Origin of the sequence: Falsiroseomonas sp. E2-1-a20, from assembly GCF_051433195.1 — a bacterium.
Taxonomy (GTDB): Bacteria; Pseudomonadota; Alphaproteobacteria; order Acetobacterales; family Acetobacteraceae; genus Falsiroseomonas.
The window spans coordinates 1-840 of record NZ_JBHMFT010000176.1; the positions used below are offsets into that span (position 1 = coordinate 1).

Here is an 840-nt window from a genome sequence, read left to right on the forward strand (position 1 = left end):
CCGACCGCCATGCTTCTCGGCCTCACCGGGAATATAGGGGGTGCCGTCTGATGCACCGCGCCAACACGTATCATCGCGGCATGTCGGTGCTCAGGACCAGCATCGTGCTCGCCTCCGGGCCGCGGATCGGCCCTGGCAAGGTGGCGCTGCTCAAGAGCATCCGCGACACCGGTTCCATTTCAGCGGCGGCCCGTGGCATGGGGATGGACTAAAAGCGCGCCTGGACCCTACTGGACAGCATGTACCAAGCCTGTCGCCGTCGCCGCGCCCCGTAGGCGCGCGGTGGCAGGGCCTCCCGTATGACAAAGGCTGTATTGAGCTCTTGTCTGGCTGCTAACGAAAGCCTCGCATCGGCAACCAGTCTCCCGCCAACGCGCTGGGAGCGACGGCACCCGTGGGCGCGCCGCAAGAACTTACGCTTGGCGAGCGCGTCCGCGCCGGACCATACTCAATCCAAAGAGGCCGCGGCGCTGATCGCCATAGGCGCCTTCACCCTGATCCTGACCGGCCGCGCCGGCTTTCTGCGCCAGCCGGTGTTGGTCTGGCTCGGTGCCATCTCCTACAGCCTGTACCTCACCCACAACTATGCCGGCCGGGCGTTGATGCTGCGGCTGCAGGACGATGCAGGGTGGTTGGCAAATGCTTCCGTCGGGGCGGCGCTGGTGGCGTCCCTGGTGGTGGCGACGGTGCTGACCTATTTGGTCGAGCGCCCGGCGCAGCGGCTGATCCGGCGTGGCTATGCCGGCTGGCGCGGCCAGGGCGACCGGCTGCGGCCAGCTTTGTCCAAGTCAGGCTGACGCTTCCGCCGCTTCCCGGTAGCGCCAATCGTTGCCGCACAGC

Annotated in this window: 1 protein-coding gene and 1 pseudogene; both read left to right on the forward strand. The window is 67.3% G+C overall.

Annotated elements, in window-relative coordinates; all coding sequences use genetic code 11:
- A pseudogene (locus ACFHPP_RS31220) lies at nucleotides 1-212 on the forward strand (hypothetical protein); the annotation flags it as partial.
- Between the two features lie 207 nt (nucleotides 213-419).
- On the forward strand, nucleotides 420-797 hold the full coding sequence (locus ACFHPP_RS31225; RefSeq protein WP_437167111.1) for an acyltransferase family protein: 378 nt from the start codon (nucleotides 420-422) through the stop codon (nucleotides 795-797).
- The last annotated feature ends 43 nt before the right edge of the window (nucleotides 798-840 follow it).